Raw genomic sequence first — 20,160 nt, 5'->3', positions numbered from 1 at the left:
CCCATATTTTAAGATTGTTATTAAAGGAAAGTAACCCATTAGCTTAAGTACAAAAATTCACATTCTAACTTTTTTAGATAAAAACTATTACTAAAAGTTTTATATTATATAAATATTTTACACGTAAAAAAGCTTACTCAAAGAGTATGCTTAACCTCTATAAACACTATCACATGTTCCAGGTTTTGGTTCATAAAAACAATGGTTTTTAAATTGACCAGTATGAGGTTGATCATACCATGTTGGAGGACATGGCCCATAGGGATTGAAATACCAAAGGGCATATCTAGCCGGATGCTGTCTCCAGTGCTTCAAATTCTGTTCTGCCAATCTTCTTTCAACACCTCTCGCTCTTTGATAAAATACATTCCCTTTTTGAACAGCTTCAAAAGCATAATTATTTCCTTGTACTTGATAAATGACCTGTGGAATTGTTCTTAAACCTATAAAGTCTATACAATTAGCTACAAGTCGATTCACAATTACATTTCCAACATATAACATTCCCTGTTGCCCTTCACCTTCGGCTTCTGCTCTCATCATCCTTGCCATTAAGTCAACGTCTGAACTTCGGTATTTTGCTCTTGCCATTTTTCCACCCCAAAAATATAGTATGAAAAATAACCTACATTCATGTCATTATTTATGTAATATAATTACTTAGTTATATACACTTAAAGCTTTTAAAGAAGCGATGGATATAGACCTTATGCATAAGAACCCTGCATCAAGAGTTAGTTACCCCAAAGAAAGAGTCAAAACAAAAAAGAAATTTCTTGAGTTAGAGCAGTATCTTGAATTGATCCAGCATGCTAAAAAGGACTGGCTAATTGAATATCCAACTTATATATAACTTATCTTTTAGTCGCTACAGGAGCCCATATTAGCAAAATTTACGCCCTACCGTTAAATGATATAGATTATAGAAGCCAATAGTTAAATATTGATAAAACACTTGTTAGAGAGTCTAAAGAGTATGTTGTAAAAACCAACTACGAAAACAGGAGAAAGTGGAGAACAAGTAATTGCACTTGATGACTTTACAATTAAGAGATTAAAAGAATGGAATAAAATTCGGTCAGAATGGGTTATGTACATGAAAAAACGACCCAAATTTCTATTTTCATTTTATGAGTGCTTGGTTAGAGAAAATAGAGTGAAATAAAATATGGGTTTTTCAATATACTCGGACAAAAGTTGGACACTCCTAACCGAAATACTTGAAAAACCCATACATATCAATACTATAAGCGCCCTCGGCAGGAATCGAACCCACATCTTAAGAACCGGAATCTCACGTGCTATCCGTTGCACCACGAGGGCATTGTGTAATTTGCATTTGCGTTACAAATATAGATTATATGCGATTTTTTCAAACTTTGCAAGGAATCTTTTGTTTAAAAAACGGAAGAGCGGGAATGATGGAAACGGAGATATAGATTAGAAGGAAGATGTCGAATAATAATCCTGATTTGGTGAAGTGTATTGTTTGACCTTTATTGACCAACAGTGTATCATGAGATTACATACATCAATGGAAAAATATATGGCATTTGTATGTTACCCTTACTTAATTAAAGGAGGAATAATAAGATGAACCTAATCCCTACAGTTATTGAACAAACAAACCGTGGAGAGCGCGCTTACGATATTTACTCCCGTCTTTTAAAAGATCGCATTATCATGCTTGGCAGTGCAATCGATGATAATGTTGCCAACTCGATTGTAGCACAATTATTATTCTTAGAAGCTGAAAACCCTGAGAAAGATATTACATTATACATTAACAGCCCGGGCGGAAGCATCACGGCTGGTATGGCAATCTATGATACAATGCAGTACATTAAAGCAGATGTATCAACGATTTGTACAGGTATGGCTGCTTCTATGGGTGCATTCCTGCTTGCAGCTGGTGAAAAAGGCAAGCGTTTCGTTCTTCCTAACAGTGAAGTCATGATTCACCAGCCACTAGGCGGAGCTCAAGGGCAAGCAACTGAAATTGAAATTGCAGCTAAACGCATTCTTTTCCTTCGTGATAAGCTAAATAAAATTTTAGCAGAACGCACAGGTCAGCCGCTTGAAGTGATCGCTAAGGATACAGACCGCGATAATTTTATGACTGCTGAAAAAGCATTAGAATACGGATTAGTGGATAAAATTATTACACGTAATCCTGCTGCGGATAAGAAAGATAAATAAAAAAAGACACATGAGATTTCGTGCACGAATTCTCATGTGTTTTTTTATCTCTTTTTTTTAGAAGTTTTTTAATTCCATCGAGCATCCACGACGTTTATCTAGCAACTTTCTCATTTTACCGAAAAAAAGAGGCTGTCCAAAAAGGGCGGATTATTAGAAAATTTTAGTACTTCTATTAATTTATTCATCTCTCCTTTTAGGCTATTTGTTCGATCATGAGCACGATTACACACTTTTCGTTGTCGCTTACAAAAATTGATCATTTCGAGGAATCAATTGGCCTTATTGAGTTCAGGTTATTCTAAAATTGACCATTTTCGGGAGCCAATAGATCTTATTGAGTTCAGTTCATTCTAAAATTAACTATTTCCTGGAGCCAATGAACCTGATTGAGTTCCGTTTGAACTAGAACTGACCTTTTATTTGAATATGAGCATATGATTGTACTCGTATAGGACCTTCATTAAATAAAAAAAGCGCTGTCCAATAGTCTGAATATAGACTTATTGGACAACCGCTCTTTTACAAAAAAATTAATTTTCCTTTTGAATATAACTAGACAGCTCTTCAAGTGCTTCTGCTTCATCTTTACCATCTACAATTAAAGTAATGACGGTTCCTGAGCTGACAGCAAGACTCATCAAGCCCATGATGCTTTTTGCATTTACCTTTTTTCCATCCTTTTCAAGAAAGACATCCGATGAAAATCGATTGGCTTCCTGCACGAAAAGTGCCGCAGGCCGTGCCTGCAATCCTGTTTTTAATTTTACTTCAACCTGTTTTTCCAACATTTCTTCCTTTCCTCCCATATAGAATCAAAATTTTTTAAAGCGATTCCCCTGCTCGCAGTTTGTCAGCAATTTCATCTATTTTTCTTAAACGATGATTAATGCCTGATTTACTTATATTTCCCCCAGAAACCATTTCACCCAGCTCTTTTAAAGTAACATCCTGATAGGCTACCCGCAGTTCAGCAATTTCCCTTAGCTTATCTGGCAATATATGTAGCCCAACGGTTTCGTCAATATATCGTATATTCTCGACTTGGCGAATGGCAGCACCAATTGTTTTATTTAAGTTCGCTGTTTCACAATTAACTAGCCGGTTCACTGAGTTTCTCATATCACGGACAATCCGTATATCTTCAAATCGGAGCAGTGCATTATGAGCCCCAATAACACTCAAAAACTCAGTAATTTTTTCAGCTTCCTTTAAATACGTAATGAAGCCTTTTTTTCGCTCAAGCGTTTTACTATTCAAATTAAATGTATTCATCAATTCACATAAAGAGTCGTTATGCTCCTTATAAAGTGAAGAAATTTCTAAGTGATAAGATGAAGTTTCTGGGTTGTTGACAGATCCTCCGGCCAGAAAGGCGCCGCGAAGATAAGAACGCTTACAACACTTCTTTTTAATCAATGATTCCGAAATATTGTGGGTAAAAACAAAACCCTCGCTTATTATTTTTAAGTCATCCAGAATTTCTCTGGCCTTCTCTGATAAACGTACAATGTAGACATTATTTTTTTTCAGCCTCATTTTCTTTCGAACGAGAAGCTCTACTTGTACATGATAATTCTTTTTAATCAGGATATAAATTCTTCTAGCAATCGCTGCATTTTCTGTTTGAATATCAACGATTAATTTTCTGTTTGAAAATGAAAGCGAGCCATTCATACGTATAAGCGCTGACAATTCCGCTTTTCCACAGCAATCCTTTGCCTCCAGATTCGTTAATTCCTTTTTCGTTTCCGAAGCGAAAGACATATTCTCACCACCCTTTTAGAAAAGCGTAGGGCGCCCGCTTATCGGCGACAAGCATAAGGCGAGCCGGCTGGAAGGTTGTTCTTTAACCTTCTTGCCGGATTGACTTATGACCTCGAGCCGATGGCGCCCGGAGCTAGACAGATAGAAAAGCGCAACTTCCGCTAATTCATCTAGTTCATATTTCTTTTTTTCATTTCATCCATAAGTAATGAATATAACATTTCTGCGACGACTTTTGTATCATGGCGAATCACACCGGCTTTTTCACACACGATTTCCCCTGGAATGACTTCCAGTCCTAGCTCCTGAAGACGCTCTGTATCAAAGATAACTGGCTTTGACATTTCTTCACTATAGCGCTCCTGAATATCGACCGGAATATCCTCGCTATTGACAAGAATTGTGTTCATAAAAGCACAGCTCATATGATCATAAATCGCTTTTACATGGTCGCTAGCTGTATAGTTAAATGTCTCTCCTGCCTGGGTCATGAGATTGCAAATGTACACCTTTTTCGCCTTGGCACGGCATACTTCATGCCCAAGCTTTGGAACGAGCAGATTAGGTAAAATGCTTGTATATAAACTTCCTGGACCAATGATGATTAAATCAGCTTTCCTTATTGCCGAGATCGTTTCAGGAAGAGGTTTAATATGTTTAGGTGTTAGAAATACTTTTTTAATTTTTTTCCCGGAGTAAGGAATTTTGGATTCTCCAGACACGACTGTCCCGTCTTCCATCTCCGCATGTAAAACAACACTTTGATTAGCGGCAGGTAAGACTTTCCCTCTAACGTTCAATACTTTACTCATTTCCTGAATCGCATGAACGAAATTCCCCGTAATCGAAGTCATTGCTGCTAGAATTAAATTTCCAAGTGAATGCCCAGATAGTTCATTAGACGTCTTAAAACGATGCTGAAACATTTCTTCAATCAGTGGCTCCACATCAGACAGTGCTGCCAAAACATTGCGTATATCACCGGGAGGAGGAATGTGTAAATCATTTCTCAGTCTCCCTGAACTGCCTCCATCATCAGCAACAGTTACGATAGCAGTTATATCAACAGGATACTGCTTCAGTCCCCTTAATAGAACAGGTAATCCTGTTCCTCCTCCGATGATGACAATTCTTGGCTGTCTGTTTTTCATCTCTCTTTTTCCCTTCTCCCCTCAATATCACGATGTGTAATCCGTGTGTGATACTCATTCTTGAAGAAATCCCCAATATATTCTGTCAGGGCTACCGAACGATGCTGACCGCCAGTGCATCCAATGGCAATAACGAGCTGGGCTTTTCCCTCTCTTTTATAATGAGGAAGCATGAAACTTAGAAGCTCGGTGACCTTTTCAAGAAACTTCTGTGTTTCTGACCACTTTAATACATAAGTTGAAACTTCTTCATCCAATCCCGTTTTTGGCCGCATATGTTCGATATAATGAGGGTTTGGAAGAAAGCGCACATCAAAAACTAGATCAGCATCGATTGGAATTCCATGTTTAAAACCAAATGACATCACGTTAACAGTAAATAAGGTTGTCTTATTTACGGAGAATTCCGTCAGTATCTTTTCTCGAAGTTCTCTAGGCTTTAATCGCGTCGTATTATAAATGAGCTGTGCTCTCCCTTTTAATTCCTCCAAGAGCTCACGTTCATGCTTAATTCCTTCAAGAGGAAGCCCAGAAGGTGCAAGCGGGTGAAATCTCCTTGTTTCCTTATACCTTCTAACTAATGTGGAATCATCTGCATCTAAGAACAGAATTTGCGGGGTGACCCAGGAAGTCTCTGAAAGGTCGTCAAGCGCTTTGAACAGGTGATCAAAGAATTCACGTCCCCTAAGGTCCATTACTAATGCAACCTTATTCATCTTATTCCCTGATTCCTTCATAAGTTCAAGGAATTTAGGCAAGAGTGTTGGCGGCAGGTTATCCACACAAAAGAATCCTAGATCTTCAAAGCTTTGAATGGCAACTGTCTTTCCAGCGCCTGACATCCCTGTAATAATGACCATTTGCGTTTCATTCACTGCGCCTGTACTCATTTATGTTTCCCCCTGTATATCAATTTCGCCTTGGCGTAAATGTGCCCAGATTTTTTATCAAGCATGCTCGATACCATACCATTTCACTAAAAAACCTAAAGGCTCGCCGGAGGCTCTAACTCGGATCTAATCGATAACTAAGCAATTCAAAATTTGGCGTATAGGTGAACGTCCCGTAAATCATTCCATTTCCATGAATCATGTATTCCAGAATATGATAGTCGCCTGCAGCCATCGGAAGGTTCTTGATTTCCTCGAATGGATGCCAAAGAATTTTCCCTTCTTCCGACTCATCCAAGTTCAGCCCATCTGCCTCTGTCGCTAAAAAAGTAAACATCATCCATTCAGAAAGAACCTTTTCGCCCTCCTTCATGATAAAGGTGAAGATCCCCTTTATATTCGGATTGCGCAAGTATACCCCGGTTTCCTCTCTGAATTCCCGGATACATGAGTCTCTCACTGATTCTCCTGGCTCCATTTTCCCTCCTGGAGCTACCCACCAGCCTCGACTCGGTTTTTGCAAAAGCAATACTTGATCATCTTTTAACAATACACAGTTAGTGACTCGCTGCAACTTCTTCGCACCTGCCTTCCACCCCGTCTGCTTATTCCTTTTATTATACTATTTTTGCTACATACCCACAACGAATTGAAGATTCTTACAAAAGAATATATAGTACTCGCCAGCGTTCATCGCAATTATAATATTCCGATTATTTTTAGACAAAAAAAAAGCACAGATTCACTGCGCTTTACAAAGGATTATATCTTTAAAAGGGGGTCAATTTCTATTATTAGAATACCTGAATTTTATTGCACCACTGTTACAGGAAAATTAAAAGAGAATTACTTTTTGTAAATATTATTTTAAAAATAAAAAAACCGCACAATCATGCGGCTTTTTCACATTTAAGCTTTCGTCTTTAAGCTTTCTTTTAATTCTTCGATATAATGTTGAGCACTTTGGGCTGCAATGCTTCCATCTCCAGTTGCAGTGACAATTTGGCGAAGCATCTTTTCACGAATATCTCCAGCTGCAAAAATCCCAGGAACTTTCGTTTCCATTTGCTCATTTGTCTCAATATAGCCATTTTCATTCGTAATCCCAAGGCTTGCAAATGGCTTAGATAAAGGAATCATTCCGATGTATACGAAGACACCATCTGTTTTGAATTCCTGCTCTTCACCTGTTTCAGTTGATACAAGCGTTACGCTGCCAACCTTGCCATCTTTATCATTGATTTGCTTAACTGTATGATTCCAAATGAAATCAATTTTTTCATTATCAAATGCACGCTGCTGCAGGATTGCTTGAGCACGCAGCTCATCACGGCGGTGTACAATCGTTACTTTTGATGCGAAACGAGTTAAGTACACACCTTCTTCTACTGCAGAATCTCCGCCGCCGATGACAACAAGCTCTTTTCCTTTAAAGAAAGCTCCGTCACAAACTGCACAATAGGAAACGCCGCGGCCGCCGAGCTCTTTCTCTCCAGGTGCACCAAGCTTCTTGTACTCGGCTCCAGTCGTAATAATGACAGCACGAGCTTTATATTGCTTGGATCCGGCTACAACTGTTTTGTACTCTTCGCCGTCAATAATTTCCTTAATATCGCCATATGCGTATTCTGCACCGAATTTCTTCGCATGCTCGAACATTTTCGTCGATAAATCAGGTCCTAAAATATGATCAAAACCTGGGTAGTTTTCTACTTCTTCCGTATTCGCCATTTGCCCGCCAGGAACGCCGCGCTCGACCATTAAAGTTGATAAATTTGCCCGAGATGTATAAACAGCGGCAGTCATTCCAGCTGGACCAGCACCTGCGATAATGACATCATAAATTTTCTCTTCTGTCATGCTACTTCACTCCTAAGAAAGGGATCTTTATTCTATTATGACCATCTACTCATATCCTATAAAAATAAGATCGTTCCGTCCAAGTATTTGCTCACAGAAAAGCGGAAGCGCCTTGATCATCGCCGTACAAACTGGAAGGGCCCCAACTGAGATAAAGGAGACACAATGAGCGATAGCGAATGGATGTCGACTTATCGCAGGGAGGGGACCTGAAGTTTGATAGGTGATAGGCGCTGCAGCTAGACAAATCGAAAAGCGGAAGCGCCTCGATCATCGCCGTACAAACTGGAAGGGACCCGACTGAGATAAAGGAGACACAATGAGCGATAGCGAATGGATGTCGACTTATCGCAGGGAGGGGACCTGAAGTTTGATAGGCGATAGGACGCTTGCGCTAGACAATTCTCTTACTCAAAAGTTTTCTTTTTTCTCTCAAGAAAGGAGATTTTTTACCATTTTTACATACTTTTGCATGGTTGATGAGGAAACCCCATATTTACTAGCCATCTGCTGCTGAGAAACCTTTTCTTCTCGCATTTTCATCCAAACATATTCAACTGCTGCTGCCCATGCCTTACTATTTTTAATCGAAAGGCTGCCGCTTTCCATTTTAACAAAGACAGCAAACCACATTAAAAACAAGCCTGCTTCGACAGTGCTGATTGGATGATAATTTTGATAAAGAAGAATGGCTGTTTCATGAAGAGCCTGCTCGGTCATTTCTTCTTTTGTCCGTAAAAAGGATAAATATTCTCGTTCTAAATGTGAGAACCTTTGATTATTCTTTATTTCTTTTGAGGCCAAGATCTCATCTTTTCCAGCTGACATAGAAGTTAAGAATAAGGCAAAAAGGCGTTCTTCAATATAATCGCTTTCTAATTTTTTCAGAATGGACGATTGATGATTCTCAAAGCCATCAAGAATAGACTTCTCCTCGTTCCAAGGCTCGTGCCCTTCTTTTTCAGGATTCAATTGGACCGCTTTTTTCCATGCGGATTGAGCAATGGCCTCTCTGCCTGTATAGTATGCTGCATAGGAAAGCCAATAAAAAAAGGTGCCATCTCCATCAAATCCTTTTTTCTGAAGGCTGCGCAGCAAAGAAAAAGCTTCATCGTATTCACCTGTTAAAGCAAATGTGGCCCCAAGCTTAAATTGATGCTCTATTGAAATCGGCTTGATCTTTTTCAGCATGTCCTTTAGTACTTTGACTTCAGCCAGATCATGCTGGTAAAACGCAAATACGAGCTTATTGCATAGGGCGTGCAGGTTGCCAGGGTTTTCACGAAACACCTTTTCTAAAATATCAGCAGCCTTTTGATTTTCGCCGAGGTAAAAATAGGCAAGCGCAAGATTGTTATATGCAGACCAATATTCGGGGTACTCATCAATTACAGAATTAAGAAGTTCCACCGCTTTTGGAAAATGGCCTGATTCAAGCAATTCCCTTGCGTGCTCCTGCTTTGTTATCAGATCATCCTGATCATATAACTCCTCATCCATTTCTTCCGCTTCCATTGTCAGCAATTCAAGTAAATCCATCGTGTTATCGACGAATTCCCCATCCTCATCCAACTCCAAATATAAATTGGCATGATGATACGCGTCCTTAAAGAAGCCTAAATGGGCATAATTGTTTGCGAGAAAATAGTGGCATTCCACCATGTCTGCATCCAATTCCTCCAAAATCGTGTGAAGAAGCGTGTTTGCCTCCTGATAGTCACCTAATTCCGAGCAAATAATTGCTAATTGACATACAATCATCGGTTCTCCAGGCTCTAGCTGCATCGCTCGCTCGATATATTTTTTTGCTTTATATAGATCCCTTTTATGGTAAGCCTTTAGTCCCTTTGCAAAATAATACTCACCGGTCGGGTTAAATGTTAATAATTTTCCTTTTGGTTGTCTTGCTTTAGAGTCTTTGCTCATGAAATCCTCCATCTTTCTTAATCAACTCAAGTAGTATATCACATGAGCAACCTTATGGAGAAGGGATTGAGGAATATTTGAGACTTATCTAGCCTGGACGAATGATAAAACCTGTTCTTTCTTGAACCGGTATAGGGCAAATTCATGGGTAATAACGTTCGATTGGCAATATAAGGAGAAGATAAATGAAGAAAGTCACGAAATTTTTGATCAGATAAGGAATCAATGTACTCCCTTTCGCGATTTACGGGCCACTTATTATCATTTATAGACCACTTTCACGATTTACGGGCTACTTTTTACAGTTTACAGGCCACTTTCATTATTTTACGGACCACTTCATTAATTACCTTACATTTGCGAAAAAAACCAGCCTCTACTCGGCCGGTTTTGGTTCATGTCTTTTTTCCAGAACCTTTAATATTTCGCTAAACGGCAGGTCCTGTTCTCTTAGTAAAACGAGAAGGTGGTAGATTAAATCGGCTGCTTCCCATTTGAGCTCTTCTTTATCTCTATTTTTAGCAGCGATAATCACTTCAGCTGACTCTTCTCCTACTTTTTTTAGAATTTTATCGAGGCCTTTTTCAAATAAATAAGTTGTATAGGCACCTTCTGGCCGGTTTATTTCACGATCTTTAATGACTTGTTCAAGCTTGAAAAGGATCATTGGATCAGAAAAACAGCTTGTTTCTCCTGTATGACAGGCAGGCCCAGCTGGTTCGACCAGCACAACCATCGCATCTTGATCGCAATCCACTTTCATTTCAACTATCCTTTGGATATTGCCGCTTGTTGCTCCTTTATGCCAGAGTTCCTGCCGCGACCTGCTGAAGAACCATGTTTCCCCCGTCTCAATCGACTTTTCAAGCGATTCCTCATTCATATAGGCAAGAGTCAGCACTTCCTTCGTACGTGCATCCTGAACAATCGCTGGGATAAGACCCTTTTCATCAAACTGGACATTCATCGGACAAGCCCCCCTTTTTCTTTTAAAAATGTCTTCACTTCTGCAACAGATGTCTCTTTATAATGAAAAATGGATGCGGCAAGGGCTGCGTCCGCTTTCCCTTCTGTAAAGGCTTCAGAAAAATGTTCAGCACATCCAGCTCCGCCAGATGCAATCACCGGAATGGGTACTGCCTCGCTTACTGCTCGTGTCAGTTCGATATTAAAACCCTTTTTCTCCCCATCAGCGTCCATGCTTGTAAGGAGAATCTCTCCTGCTCCAAGCTCAGCCGATTTCTTTGCCCATTCAATCACTTCTAAATCTGTTGATGTTCTCCCCCCATGTGTATACACACGCCATGATCCCAGTTCTGGATCAAATTTTGCATCAATTGCCACAACGATGCATTGGGAACCGAAGAAATTTGCCCCCTCCGAAATTAAACTTGGATTTTTTACGGCAGCCGTATTTAAAGAAACTTTATCCGCACCTGCTCTTAAAATTCCCTTCATATCCTCCAATGAGTTGATTCCGCCACCTACTGTAAAAGGAATAGCCAATTGGGCTGCGACCGCTTGAACAACTTCAATCATTGTTTTCCTGCCTTCAACAGAAGCTGAAATATCAAGAAAGACGAGCTCATCTGCCCCTTGTTCATCATAAAAGCGTGCCAATTCAACAGGGTCTCCTGCATCTTGCAGCCCAACAAATTGAATGCCCTTCACGACTCGTCCATCCTTTACATCAAGACATGGAATAATCCGCTTTGTCAGCATGAAACATTCACCCCGCTTAATGCTTCCGATACGGAGAAGCGTCCTTCATAAATCGCCTTTCCAACAATGGCACCAATTACGCCATCATGATAAAATTCCTTCAGCTTACTTAAATCAGCAAGACTGCTGACTCCGCCTGAAGCAATGACATGTTTTCCGGTTTCTTGTGCCAGCTGCCTTACCGCTTCCACATTTGGTCCAGAAAGCATGCCGTCCGTAGCAATATCCGTAAATATAAAGGTTTCTGTACCTGCATCTGCAAAGCGTTTGCCGAGCTCAATTGCTTTTACCTGTGATGTATGTAGCCACCCTTCTGTTGCGACATAGCCGTTTTTCGCATCAAGCCCAATTGCTATCTGGGAGCCGTATTTTCGAATCATTTCAATCGCGAAGGCGGGTTCTGAGACAGCGACACTTCCAAGGATGACGCGGGTAATCCCATTTTCTAGATAATGAGCAATATCTGCTTCCGTTCGGATGCCCCCGCCAATCTGGATTTTTGCTGTTAACTCGTTTGCTGCCTTAACGACAAAGGAATCATTCACCCTTTTTCCATCCTTCGCCCCGTCAAGATCGACCATGTGAATCCAGCTTGCTCCAGCGTTTGCAAAACCTCTAGCCATCGCAAACGGGGAATCCCCATACACAGTCTCCTGGTTATAGTCTCCCTGCAGCAGCCTGACACATTTCCCGCCTCTCATATCAATCGCTGGAAAAATGGTAAAGTTCATCATGTAGTCACCCTTTCACGTGCGAGTTCCGTAAAATTACGCAAAAGCTTCATGCCAAGTTTGCTGCTTTTTTCTGGATGGAATTGCATGCCGAATAAATTGCCGCTGCCAACAACTGCAGGAACTTCCACATCGTACATACACTTTGCTAGTAAAGCATCCTTATCTATACGGTCAACATAATAGGAGTGTACAAAATAAGCGTAATCCTCTTCCACTTGCTGCAAAATTGAAGAAGACTGCTCCCATTCCAGCTGATTCCACCCCATATGCGGCACTTTATATCTCCCGCCATCCGCTGTTACTCCTGGAAATTTTTCAACATACCCTTTTAGCAAGCCTAAGCCAATCGTCTCTCCGTTTTCTTTGCTTCCTTCAAACAAAAGCTGCATGCCTAGGCAGATGCCAAGAAAAGGCTTTCCCATCTCCGTAAATTCTTTAATCATAGCCGATAAGCCAGTCGCGTTTAACCGCTCCATCCCATCTTTAAAAGAGCCAACTCCAGGAAGAATTAATCCATCGGCTTTCTTCAGCTCTTCTGCTTTTTCCGAAATAAAGTAAGGAACATTTAGCCGCTCTATCGCCTTGCTCACACTAAACAAATTGCCCATGCCATAATCAATGATGCCGATCATTTTATAACATCCCTTTCGTTGACGGAACTCCTTTAATTCTTGGATCAATGGTTGTCGCTTCATCTAATGCCCGTGCGAGGGCTTTAAAAATTGCTTCGATAATATGATGCGTGTTTTTCCCGTAATGAACGATGACATGGAGATTCATCCTTGCCTCTAGCGCAAGCTTCCACAGAAATTCATGAACAAGCTCTGTATCAAATGTACCTACCTTTGCACTTGGAAGCTCAGCACGGAATTCCAAATGCGGGCGATTACTTAAATCAACCACTACCTGGGCAAGCGCCTCATCCATTGGAACAAATGCATTCCCATAACGCTTGATGCCCTTTTTATCTCCAAGCGCTTCCTTCAGCACCTGTCCAAGGCAAATGCCGATATCCTCAGTTGTATGATGATCATCGACCTCTGTATCGCCATTCGCATGAACAGTTAAATCAAACTGCCCGTGTTTAGCGAATAAATCAAGCATATGGGTTAAGAACGGGACACCCGTTTCAAGTGTGCTTGTGCCCTCCCCATCTATATTTAATGAGAGTTTTATTTCAGTTTCATTTGTAATTCTCTTAATCTCAGAAACCCTGGACATGATTTCACCCCTTTAATCTCGTTTCAACCGCACGTGCATGCGCTTCAAGCCCCTCAAGGCGGGCAAATGCAGCAATTTTTTCGCCATAATCCTTCAATGCCTTTTCGCTGTAATAAACAATACTAGATTTTTTTTGAAAATCTTCTACATTTAGCGGGCTAGAAAATCGAGCTGTGCCGTTCGTTGGCAGCACATGATTCGGTCCGGCAAAATAATCGCCAACCGGTTCAGGACTATATCTTCCAATAAAAATTGCACCTGCATGTCTGATCTGCCCTAAAAGCTGCATTGCATGTTCCGTGATTATCTCTAAATGTTCAGGCGCAAGAAGGTTAACTGTTTGAACAGCCTCCGCCATCGAATCGGTTACATAGATTGCACCATAGTTTTCAATCGATTCCCTAGCAATTTCCTGTCGGGGAAGGGTTGCTAATTGTTTTTCCACCTCATCGGCAACCGCTGCAGCGAGAGCTTCTGAAGGCGTAACTAGTACACTGCACGACAACCGGTCATGCTCCGCTTGAGACAATAAATCTGCTGCCACTTCATTCGGTTTGGCTGTATCATCAGCTAAGATAGCTATTTCACTCGGTCCTGCGATCATATCGATATCCACATCACCAAACACTTCTCTTTTCGCTAAGGCTACATATATATTCCCTGGTCCTGTAATTTTATCGACAGGAGCAATGGTCTCTGTCCCGTATGCAAGAGCAGCTATCGCCTGTGCCCCGCCAACTTTATATATTTCTTCTGCCCCTGCCTCTTGGGCAGCTACAAGAACGGCTGGCGGCAGCTTCCCTGTTTTTTTATCAGGAGGAGAAGTAATGACAATTCGCTTAACTCCAGCTACCTTTGCGGGAATAACATTCATTAAAACGGATGATGGATAGGCTGCTGTCCCCCCTGGCACATACAGACCGACAGAATCAAGTGGTGTCACCTTCTGTCCCAGAATTGTGCCATTTTCATCGGTTGTCATCCAAGAGGTACGCAGCTGCTTTTCATGAAATAAGCGGATATTAGCGGCTGCTTCTCTAATAACAGCAAGGTTCTGTTCATCCAATTCTTTGTAGGCTTCCCTTTTCTCTTCTTTCGTTACGGCGAAGTTCTCTAGTGATATGCCATCAAATTCAAGTGAATAGGCTATCAATGCTTCATCTCCGACTTTTCGGACCGAATCGATAATCATTTTGACTGCCGCTCGCTGTTCCTCTGTCCCACTATCAACTGACCTTTTAATTGAAGGCTGATCACTTACTTTAAAGATTCTCATTCTCGAACCCTCCAGTCTTTAACTTGCTTAGCCGTTCGACAAGCTCATTGATTCGCTCATCCTTCAAACGAAAACTTACTGGATTCACAATCAATCTGGAGGTGATTTCCACCATCTGCTCATACTCGACCAATCCATTTTCCTTTAACGTTCTTCCAGTTGAAACAATATCGACAATTCGATCGGCGAGCCCAATGAGTGGCGCCAGCTCAATCGACCCATTCAGCTTAATAATTTCGACCTGCTCTCCTTGCTCTCGAAAATAGGCAGCAGCTACATGCGGATATTTCGTTGCCACCTTTGGCGCTACATCATTTATTTTTGCATTGGGCAAGCCAGCAACAGCGAGATAGCAGGCACTTATTTTTAAATCCAGCAATTCATAAACATCCCGCTCCTCCTCAAGCATGACGTCCTTCCCCGCAATCCCAAGATCAGCCACCCCATGCTCTACATAGGTTGGGACATCCATTGGCTTGGCTAAAATAAAGCGGAACTTTTCTTCAGGCACTTCCAGAATCAATTTCCGGGAATCATCAAATTCAGGCGGCAATTGGAAGCCAGCCTGTCTGAGCAATTGGACGGCATCCTCAAATATCCGCCCTTTCGGCATCGCAATCGTTAATAAATCCTTCATTTTAACGCCGCCTCCTTTCCTGCTTTTCCGACTAGAAAGGTAATATCCACGTATTGGCTTGTGCAGGCATCGATATCCTTGACTCCGCTTATATCCTGCAGAACGACTTTATTTCCTTGTTTTCTCTGCTTTTGTGCATATTCAAAAGCTTCCCGCCGGCGTTCAGGACTAAATAACACACAGGAGGCATGTTCAAATTCCTCCTCATCGCCATCTAACGCTTCTAAAAGCCGATCCATTCGAATGGCAAAGCCAGTCGCACCTGCCTGCTTTCCAAACTTCTGCAGCAATAAATCGTATCTTCCCCCATTGCCGATTGGAAAGCCCACGTTTCCTGCGTATACCTCAAACACGACCCCTGTATAGTAGCTCATATGGCTTACCAATGTGAGATCGAAGGTCACCTTTTTTTCTAGACCATAATCAGAAATAAGTTCCCACAGCTGCTGCAGCTCGGTTACTGCTCTTTTTCCAATGTCATTCTCAAGCAGGCTAAATGCCTTTTCAATTACTTGACTCCCGCCTCTAAGGGTTAAAAATTCTAGTAATCTTTGTTTATCTATCGATGATAGGGCTAATTCATTTACATGCTCCCGATAGCCTACATAATTTTTTTCATATAAATATCTCGTTAATGCTTCTACTCTTTCTTCCGTTCCAAGAATCTGCAGGAAAAATGTCTGCACAAATCCAATATGCCCGATAGAAAGCCGGAATTCCTCTAGCCCGGCTGCTTGTAATGAGTTGACCATTAAAGCAATTCCTTCTCCATCCGCGCTGATTGTGGAATCCCCGATACACTCCACACCTATTTGTTCAAATTCAGCGGGGCGTCCTGCTTCCCTCTGCTGGGCTCGAAAGACGTTTGCTGAATAAGCTAAACGAATCGGAAGATCATTTTTTAATAGCTTTGATGCTGCCACGCGTGCAATCGGTGCTGTCATATCCGGCCGCATGACAAGCGTTTGCCCCTGCTGATCAAGCAGCTTAAATAGCTGCTGATCTAAAGTGGCGGATGCAGCACCGACCGTTTCATAGTATTCGAGTGTTGGCGTCTCCATAAACTGAAATCCCCAGCACTTCATCTCATTTTCTATGGATAATCTGATTTTTTGTTTTCGATCGTATAGAACTGGTAATGTGTCTCTCATCCCTAACGGTTTTTCAAACATAAATAAGCGGGTCAATGACATTCACCTCAAAATCCTTTAGTTCGCTAATATGGTAGTAAATTAAAGATATATGTATTTTACCTCCCTCTCCTATTTACGTCAACAAATAATTCTGAAAATAATTGCTAGTATACTAGTATGATAAGGAAATTCTAGAATACAATGCTGCTAGATAACTTGATCAGGACTTAAATGGGCTAAGTAAATTTAATTTGGATGATCAGTTTTCTTCTTTACAGAACAAAAAAAAAAGAGCCCTGCAGGATACAGGACTCAAAATTATGCTTTTTCCTTGCCGTAGATGGGATCTTCTGCCCATCTTTTCGCCATTTCTTCTTTTGTATATATCACCCGCATGGGATTTCCTCCGACAAAGGAGCCTGGCGGGACATCTTTATGTACGAGCGTGCCGGCTGATACGATGGCTCCGTCCCCAATTGATACGCCCGGAAGGATCGTAGAATTGGCGCCAATCATCACTTCGCTGCCAATTTCAACTTTCCCAAGGCGATATTCTTTAATTAAATATTCATGTGCTAGTATCGTCGTGTTGTAGCCAATGACTGTATTGCGGCCCACGCTTATTTTTTCCGGAAACATGACATCGAGCATGACCATAAGGGCGAAAGACGTTTGATCGCCCACCTTCATTCGCAGAAAGGTTCGATATAGCCAATTTTTCATCCCTAGAAAAGGGGTATATCTTGCCAGCTGAATCACAACAAAGTTCTTAACGACTTTCCAAAAAGGGACGGTTTTATATACATGCCAAAGAGAATTGGCACCCTCTACCGGAAATCTTTCAGTCTTTCTCATTTTTTCCAACCTCAAGAATATCAAGTAAATCTGCCATGTTTTCAAGCATATAATCTGGCTTAAATCCAAGTAAGAACTCTTTTCCCTTCGCACTCCAAGCAACCCCAGCTGTTTTCGTGCCTGCATTTCTTCCGCCAAGTATATCATGGGAATTGTCTCCAACCATGATTGCCTCCTCAGGCTTTGATCCTAAAAGCTCTAGCGCTTTTAAAATTGGCTCTGGATCAGGCTTTGGCTTCTTAACATGATCCAATGCTACAATCACATCAAAGAATTGGTCGAGCTTAGTCAGCTTTAAGCCTTTTTCAACGACCATTAACACCTTTGTCGTGACGATACCTATTTTGATGCCTGCCTCCTTCAATGAACGGATGGTTTCAAATACCCCATTAAATTCCTTCACAAGCAGATCATGATTTCCAAGATTAAATTCTCTATATACTTTAATCATTTCCTCCACCTTATCAGGAGCAATCGACTCGAACGTTTCCGTGAGTGTTGGTCCTAGGAAAGGAAGAACATCCTCCCGCTTATAACGGTCAGGATAATACTTGCCTAACGTATGCAAAAAGGAGGAAATAATTAATTCATTTGTATCTATTAATGTTCCATCTAAATCGAATAAAACCGTATTAATTTGTGTGCTCATATGCTGCTCCCTTTCTTTTAGCCATATCTATGCGGTTCCATATAAATGAGACAATCAGCGTTAAGAGAATCGCGACACCTAAGCGAATGAGTAAAAGCGGCAAAACCGGAATGCCCAATGGAACAAAGATCAGTGTATCCTCAACAACAGCATGGCAGGCAACAAGAAAGATAAATGCGATCGTAACATCCTTCTTGCTGACACCGTCCTCTTTCACTGCCTGGATCATAACCCCAGCTCCAAATGCAAGACCGAACAGCAAACCAGCTGCAAGTGTGGTTGATGTATTTTCTTTCATGCCTAACATTCTTGTTACTGGTGCCATCCATTTTGAAAAAACAGCGAGCCACTTTAAATCCTTTAAGATTTGAATGACGATCATAAGTGGAATAACAATGATTGCCAGTTGGAAAATACCTAGACCTGCCTTCTCTAATGCATTCAATAAAATAGCAAGCCAACCAGTTACTTCTTCTTCTTTTGCTGGAATCATTCCGTACTTAGCGATTTCCGATCCGCCTTGCCAAACAAGATTAATCACAATCGCAGAAATGAGCGCCAGTCCCAACCTCACCGCGACACCGATCCAAAGCTTCACACCTACTTTAACGGCTACACTCGATTCAATTAGCATATTATGGGAAAAAGAAAGCATGACGGCAACGATAAATACCTCTTTTACTGTCAAATCAAGCGTCAATATCGCCCCGATTGCCGCATAAAGATTCAAGAAGTTCCCTAATACAAGCGGAATAGCTGTATCCCCCGACAAGCCAATTAGATTCATTAGCGGCGTGATTAGCTTGATCACCCATGGCAGCACAGGTGTATGCTGCAGCAAAGCAACGATTAAGGTAACGGGAAAGATTATCTTTCCTAGCGTCCAAGTCGTCTTTAAGCCAACCATGATCCCCTTTTTGGACGATTCGACCAGCATCTCTCTTCCCCTCTCCTATGTAGTTTCGCTAGTAAAATTAAACACTTTTATCTAAATAACGTGCATCTGCATACCCCTTCATTCTTCTTAAAATCAGAAGAATGACGGCACCAATTATTAGTACAATCGAAATGGTTTGTGCCATTCTTAACTGCCCTTCAATTAGCCATAAACTGTCTGTCCGCATCCCTTCAACAAAGAAACGCCCAATTGAATACCAGATTACGTATGTGAGGAAAAGCTCCCCGCGGCGTAAATTCACTCTTCTAAGCAGAATAAGTATAATAAAACCAACTATATTCCAAATGGATTCATATAAAAAAGTAGGGTGATAATATGTACCATTAATGTACATTTGGTTAATGATGAACTCTGGCAGATGAAGATTTTCTAAAAATGCCCGTGTCACTTCTCCACCATGGGCTTCTTGGTTCATAAAATTTCCCCAGCGGCCGATTGCTTGACCTAAAATAATACCTGGCGCTGTTATATCAGCAATTTTCCAGAAAGAAACGCCTCTTTTTTTTGCAAAGACAATCGCTGTTATAACTGCACCAATCAATGCTCCATGGATTGCAATGCCGCCTTCCCATATTTTAATAATCTCGCCAGGATTCTGGGCATAATACTCCCATTGAAAGATAACATAGTAGATGCGTGCTGAAATAATGGCAATCGGAATTGCCCAAAGCATTAAGTCAGCAATTAGTTCCTTTTTAACCCCTCTTTTTTCTCCTTCCCGCATGACAATCGTAAGGGCTAATGCAATACCAATACCGATAATTAATCCATACCAGCGAATATCGATGGGTCCAAGGGATATGGCGATCGGGTCAAGCGGCTGAATAGTCGATTCCATAATCACTGCTCCTTTTCCTCTTTCATTTTTTCTATTTTAATGCAAAAAAACGAGAATACATATATTTATTCATGAAACATTATTGCGAAGTTTTCGCTCTCTTGCAATTGCTGATGCTTTTTTGCAAATTCTCATTTTTATTTGCAATTGCTGATGCTTTTTTGCAAATTCTCATTTTTATTTGCAATTCCTAATGCTTTTTTGCAAATTCTCATTTTTATTGCAATTCCTGATGCTTTTTTGCAAATTCTCATTTTTATTGCAATTCCTGATGCTTTTTTGCAAATTCCTATTTTTATTTGCAATTGCTAATGCTTTTTTGCAAATTCTCATTTTTATTTGCA

21 protein-coding genes and 1 tRNA gene are annotated in these 20,160 nt (G+C 40.9%); 1 reads left to right on the top strand and 21 read right to left on the bottom strand.

The annotated features are described in order from the left end of the window. Positions 1–150: 150 nt before the first annotated feature. Together C1726_RS14750 and C1726_RS14745 are read right to left on the bottom strand one after the other, a co-directional pair. On the bottom strand, positions 151–591 hold the full coding sequence (locus C1726_RS14750) for a cell wall hydrolase (RefSeq protein WP_102273857.1): 441 nt from the start codon (positions 589–591) through the stop codon (positions 151–153). A 660-nt stretch (positions 592–1,251) separates the two neighbouring features. Further along, positions 1,252–1,323, bottom strand: a tRNA-Arg gene (locus tag C1726_RS14745). 270 nt (positions 1,324–1,593) lie between these two features. Between C1726_RS14745 and clpP the strand changes: the two genes are divergently transcribed. Next, positions 1,594–2,199, top strand: coding sequence for an ATP-dependent Clp endopeptidase proteolytic subunit ClpP (clpP, locus tag C1726_RS14740; RefSeq protein WP_102273856.1), 606 nt, complete (start codon positions 1,594–1,596; stop codon positions 2,197–2,199). A 533-nt stretch (positions 2,200–2,732) separates the two neighbouring features. Here clpP and C1726_RS14735 read toward each other — a convergent pair. From C1726_RS14735 to lgt, 19 genes are all read right to left on the bottom strand, one after another. After that, a complete protein-coding gene (locus C1726_RS14735) occupies positions 2,733–2,990 on the bottom strand; it encodes an HPr family phosphocarrier protein (RefSeq protein WP_102275818.1) in 258 nt (85 codons plus the stop codon). A gap of 34 nt (positions 2,991–3,024) precedes the next feature. Further along, entirely contained in the window at positions 3,025–3,966 is a 942-nt protein-coding gene (whiA, locus tag C1726_RS14730) for a DNA-binding protein WhiA (protein ID WP_102273855.1), read from the bottom strand. Between the two features lie 170 nt (positions 3,967–4,136). Then, a complete protein-coding gene (locus C1726_RS14725; RefSeq protein WP_102273854.1) occupies positions 4,137–5,117 on the bottom strand; it encodes a gluconeogenesis factor YvcK family protein in 981 nt (326 codons plus the stop codon). Next, positions 5,114–6,007 carry an RNase adapter RapZ gene (gene rapZ / locus C1726_RS14720; protein WP_102273853.1) on the bottom strand — a complete coding sequence of 298 codons (894 nt, stop codon included), beginning with the start codon at positions 6,005–6,007 and terminating at the stop codon, positions 5,114–5,116. The genes C1726_RS14725 and rapZ overlap by 4 nt, the downstream gene beginning before the upstream one ends. 115 nt (positions 6,008–6,122) lie before the next feature. Next, positions 6,123–6,581, bottom strand: a complete 459-nt coding sequence (locus tag C1726_RS14715; RefSeq protein WP_102273852.1) for an 8-oxo-dGTP diphosphatase — start codon at positions 6,579–6,581, stop codon at positions 6,123–6,125. A 335-nt stretch (positions 6,582–6,916) separates the two neighbouring features. Beyond that, the gene (gene trxB / locus C1726_RS14710; protein ID WP_102273851.1) at positions 6,917–7,867 is read right to left on the bottom strand and encodes a thioredoxin-disulfide reductase; all 951 of its coding nucleotides are present in this window, start codon (positions 7,865–7,867) and stop codon (positions 6,917–6,919) included. A gap of 432 nt (positions 7,868–8,299) precedes the next feature. Next, positions 8,300–9,793 carry a tetratricopeptide repeat protein gene (locus C1726_RS14705; RefSeq protein ID WP_102273850.1) on the bottom strand — a complete coding sequence of 498 codons (1,494 nt, stop codon included), beginning with the start codon at positions 9,791–9,793 and terminating at the stop codon, positions 8,300–8,302. Between the two features lie 376 nt (positions 9,794–10,169). Further along, entirely contained in the window at positions 10,170–10,760 is a 591-nt protein-coding gene (gene hisIE / locus C1726_RS14700; RefSeq protein WP_102273849.1) for a bifunctional phosphoribosyl-AMP cyclohydrolase/phosphoribosyl-ATP diphosphatase HisIE, read from the bottom strand. Further along, positions 10,757–11,515: an imidazole glycerol phosphate synthase subunit HisF gene (gene hisF, locus C1726_RS14695; RefSeq protein WP_102273848.1), complete on the bottom strand. Its 759-nt coding sequence runs from the start codon at positions 11,513–11,515 to the stop codon at positions 10,757–10,759. The genes hisIE and hisF overlap by 4 nt, the downstream gene beginning before the upstream one ends. Next, complete coding sequence (gene hisA, locus C1726_RS14690) at positions 11,509–12,246, bottom strand: 1-(5-phosphoribosyl)-5-[(5-phosphoribosylamino)methylideneamino]imidazole-4-carboxamide isomerase (protein WP_102273847.1); 738 nt, start codon at positions 12,244–12,246, stop codon at positions 11,509–11,511. Before hisA ends, hisF begins: the two co-directional genes overlap by 7 nt. Further along, positions 12,246–12,881 (bottom strand): imidazole glycerol phosphate synthase subunit HisH, encoded by a 636-nt coding sequence (gene hisH, locus C1726_RS14685; protein WP_102273846.1) that lies wholly within the window; start codon positions 12,879–12,881, stop codon positions 12,246–12,248. The genes hisA and hisH overlap by 1 nt, the downstream gene beginning before the upstream one ends. Before the next feature lies 1 nt (position 12,882). Continuing rightward, the gene (gene hisB, locus C1726_RS14680; RefSeq protein ID WP_102273845.1) at positions 12,883–13,470 is read right to left on the bottom strand and encodes an imidazoleglycerol-phosphate dehydratase HisB; all 588 of its coding nucleotides are present in this window, start codon (positions 13,468–13,470) and stop codon (positions 12,883–12,885) included. A gap of 4 nt (positions 13,471–13,474) precedes the next feature. Continuing rightward, entirely contained in the window at positions 13,475–14,746 is a 1,272-nt protein-coding gene (hisD, locus tag C1726_RS14675) for a histidinol dehydrogenase (protein WP_102273844.1), read from the bottom strand. Next, on the bottom strand, positions 14,733–15,383 hold the full coding sequence (gene hisG, locus C1726_RS14670; RefSeq protein ID WP_102273843.1) for an ATP phosphoribosyltransferase: 651 nt from the start codon (positions 15,381–15,383) through the stop codon (positions 14,733–14,735). The genes hisD and hisG overlap by 14 nt, the downstream gene beginning before the upstream one ends. Further along, positions 15,380–16,570: an ATP phosphoribosyltransferase regulatory subunit gene (locus C1726_RS14665; protein WP_102273842.1), complete on the bottom strand. Its 1,191-nt coding sequence runs from the start codon at positions 16,568–16,570 to the stop codon at positions 15,380–15,382. The genes hisG and C1726_RS14665 overlap by 4 nt, the downstream gene beginning before the upstream one ends. 264 nt (positions 16,571–16,834) lie before the next feature. Beyond that, positions 16,835–17,371, bottom strand: coding sequence for an acyltransferase (locus C1726_RS14660; RefSeq protein ID WP_102273841.1), 537 nt, complete (start codon positions 17,369–17,371; stop codon positions 16,835–16,837). Further along, the gene (gene ppaX / locus C1726_RS14655) at positions 17,358–18,020 is read right to left on the bottom strand and encodes a pyrophosphatase PpaX (RefSeq protein WP_102273840.1); all 663 of its coding nucleotides are present in this window, start codon (positions 18,018–18,020) and stop codon (positions 17,358–17,360) included. The genes C1726_RS14660 and ppaX overlap by 14 nt, the downstream gene beginning before the upstream one ends. Beyond that, on the bottom strand, positions 18,004–18,957 hold the full coding sequence (locus C1726_RS14650) for a nucleoside recognition domain-containing protein (protein WP_102273839.1): 954 nt from the start codon (positions 18,955–18,957) through the stop codon (positions 18,004–18,006). The genes ppaX and C1726_RS14650 overlap by 17 nt, the downstream gene beginning before the upstream one ends. 37 nt (positions 18,958–18,994) lie before the next feature. Continuing rightward, entirely contained in the window at positions 18,995–19,816 is an 822-nt protein-coding gene (gene lgt, locus C1726_RS14645) for a prolipoprotein diacylglyceryl transferase (RefSeq protein WP_102273838.1), read from the bottom strand. Positions 19,817–20,160: the final 344 nt, after the last annotated feature.

It is taken from the genome of Cytobacillus massiliigabonensis (assembly GCF_900199725.1).
GTDB lineage: Bacteria > Bacillota > Bacilli > Bacillales > Cytobacillaceae > Cytobacillus > Cytobacillus massiliigabonensis.
The sequence above is the reverse complement of the archived record's forward strand: the minus strand, read 5'-3'. Positions and strand labels throughout refer to the sequence as shown.

Excerpts from the sequence above, each read along its gene's own strand:
- C1726_RS14735 (WP_102275818.1), bottom strand. The coding sequence starts at position 2,990 with ATGTTGGAAAAACAGGTTGAAGTAAAATTAAAAACAGGATTGCAGGCA.
- hisF (WP_102273848.1), bottom strand. The coding sequence starts at position 11,515 with ATGCTGACAAAGCGGATTATTCCATGTCTTGATGTAAAGGATGGACGA.
- C1726_RS14750 (WP_102273857.1), bottom strand. The coding sequence starts at position 591 with ATGGCAAGAGCAAAATACCGAAGTTCAGACGTTGACTTAATGGCAAGG.
- hisIE (WP_102273849.1), bottom strand. The coding sequence starts at position 10,760 with ATGAATGTCCAGTTTGATGAAAAGGGTCTTATCCCAGCGATTGTTCAG.
- hisG (WP_102273843.1), bottom strand. The coding sequence starts at position 15,383 with ATGAAGGATTTATTAACGATTGCGATGCCGAAAGGGCGGATATTTGAG.
- rapZ (WP_102273853.1), bottom strand. The coding sequence starts at position 6,007 with ATGAGTACAGGCGCAGTGAATGAAACGCAAATGGTCATTATTACAGGG.
- C1726_RS14650 (WP_102273839.1), bottom strand. The coding sequence starts at position 18,957 with ATGCTGGTCGAATCGTCCAAAAAGGGGATCATGGTTGGCTTAAAGACG.
- C1726_RS14725 (WP_102273854.1), bottom strand. The coding sequence starts at position 5,117 with ATGAAAAACAGACAGCCAAGAATTGTCATCATCGGAGGAGGAACAGGA.
- lgt (WP_102273838.1), bottom strand. The coding sequence starts at position 19,816 with ATGGAATCGACTATTCAGCCGCTTGACCCGATCGCCATATCCCTTGGA.
- hisB (WP_102273845.1), bottom strand. The coding sequence starts at position 13,470 with ATGTCCAGGGTTTCTGAGATTAAGAGAATTACAAATGAAACTGAAATA.
- hisA (WP_102273847.1), bottom strand. The coding sequence starts at position 12,246 with ATGAACTTTACCATTTTTCCAGCGATTGATATGAGAGGCGGGAAATGT.
- whiA (WP_102273855.1), bottom strand. The coding sequence starts at position 3,966 with ATGTCTTTCGCTTCGGAAACGAAAAAGGAATTAACGAATCTGGAGGCA.
- C1726_RS14660 (WP_102273841.1), bottom strand. The coding sequence starts at position 17,371 with ATGAGAAAGACTGAAAGATTTCCGGTAGAGGGTGCCAATTCTCTTTGG.
- ppaX (WP_102273840.1), bottom strand. The coding sequence starts at position 18,020 with ATGAGCACACAAATTAATACGGTTTTATTCGATTTAGATGGAACATTA.
- trxB (WP_102273851.1), bottom strand. The coding sequence starts at position 7,867 with ATGACAGAAGAGAAAATTTATGATGTCATTATCGCAGGTGCTGGTCCA.
- hisD (WP_102273844.1), bottom strand. The coding sequence starts at position 14,746 with ATGAGAATCTTTAAAGTAAGTGATCAGCCTTCAATTAAAAGGTCAGTT.
- C1726_RS14705 (WP_102273850.1), bottom strand. The coding sequence starts at position 9,793 with ATGAGCAAAGACTCTAAAGCAAGACAACCAAAAGGAAAATTATTAACA.
- hisH (WP_102273846.1), bottom strand. The coding sequence starts at position 12,881 with ATGATCGGCATCATTGATTATGGCATGGGCAATTTGTTTAGTGTGAGC.
- clpP (WP_102273856.1), top strand. The coding sequence starts at position 1,594 with ATGAACCTAATCCCTACAGTTATTGAACAAACAAACCGTGGAGAGCGC.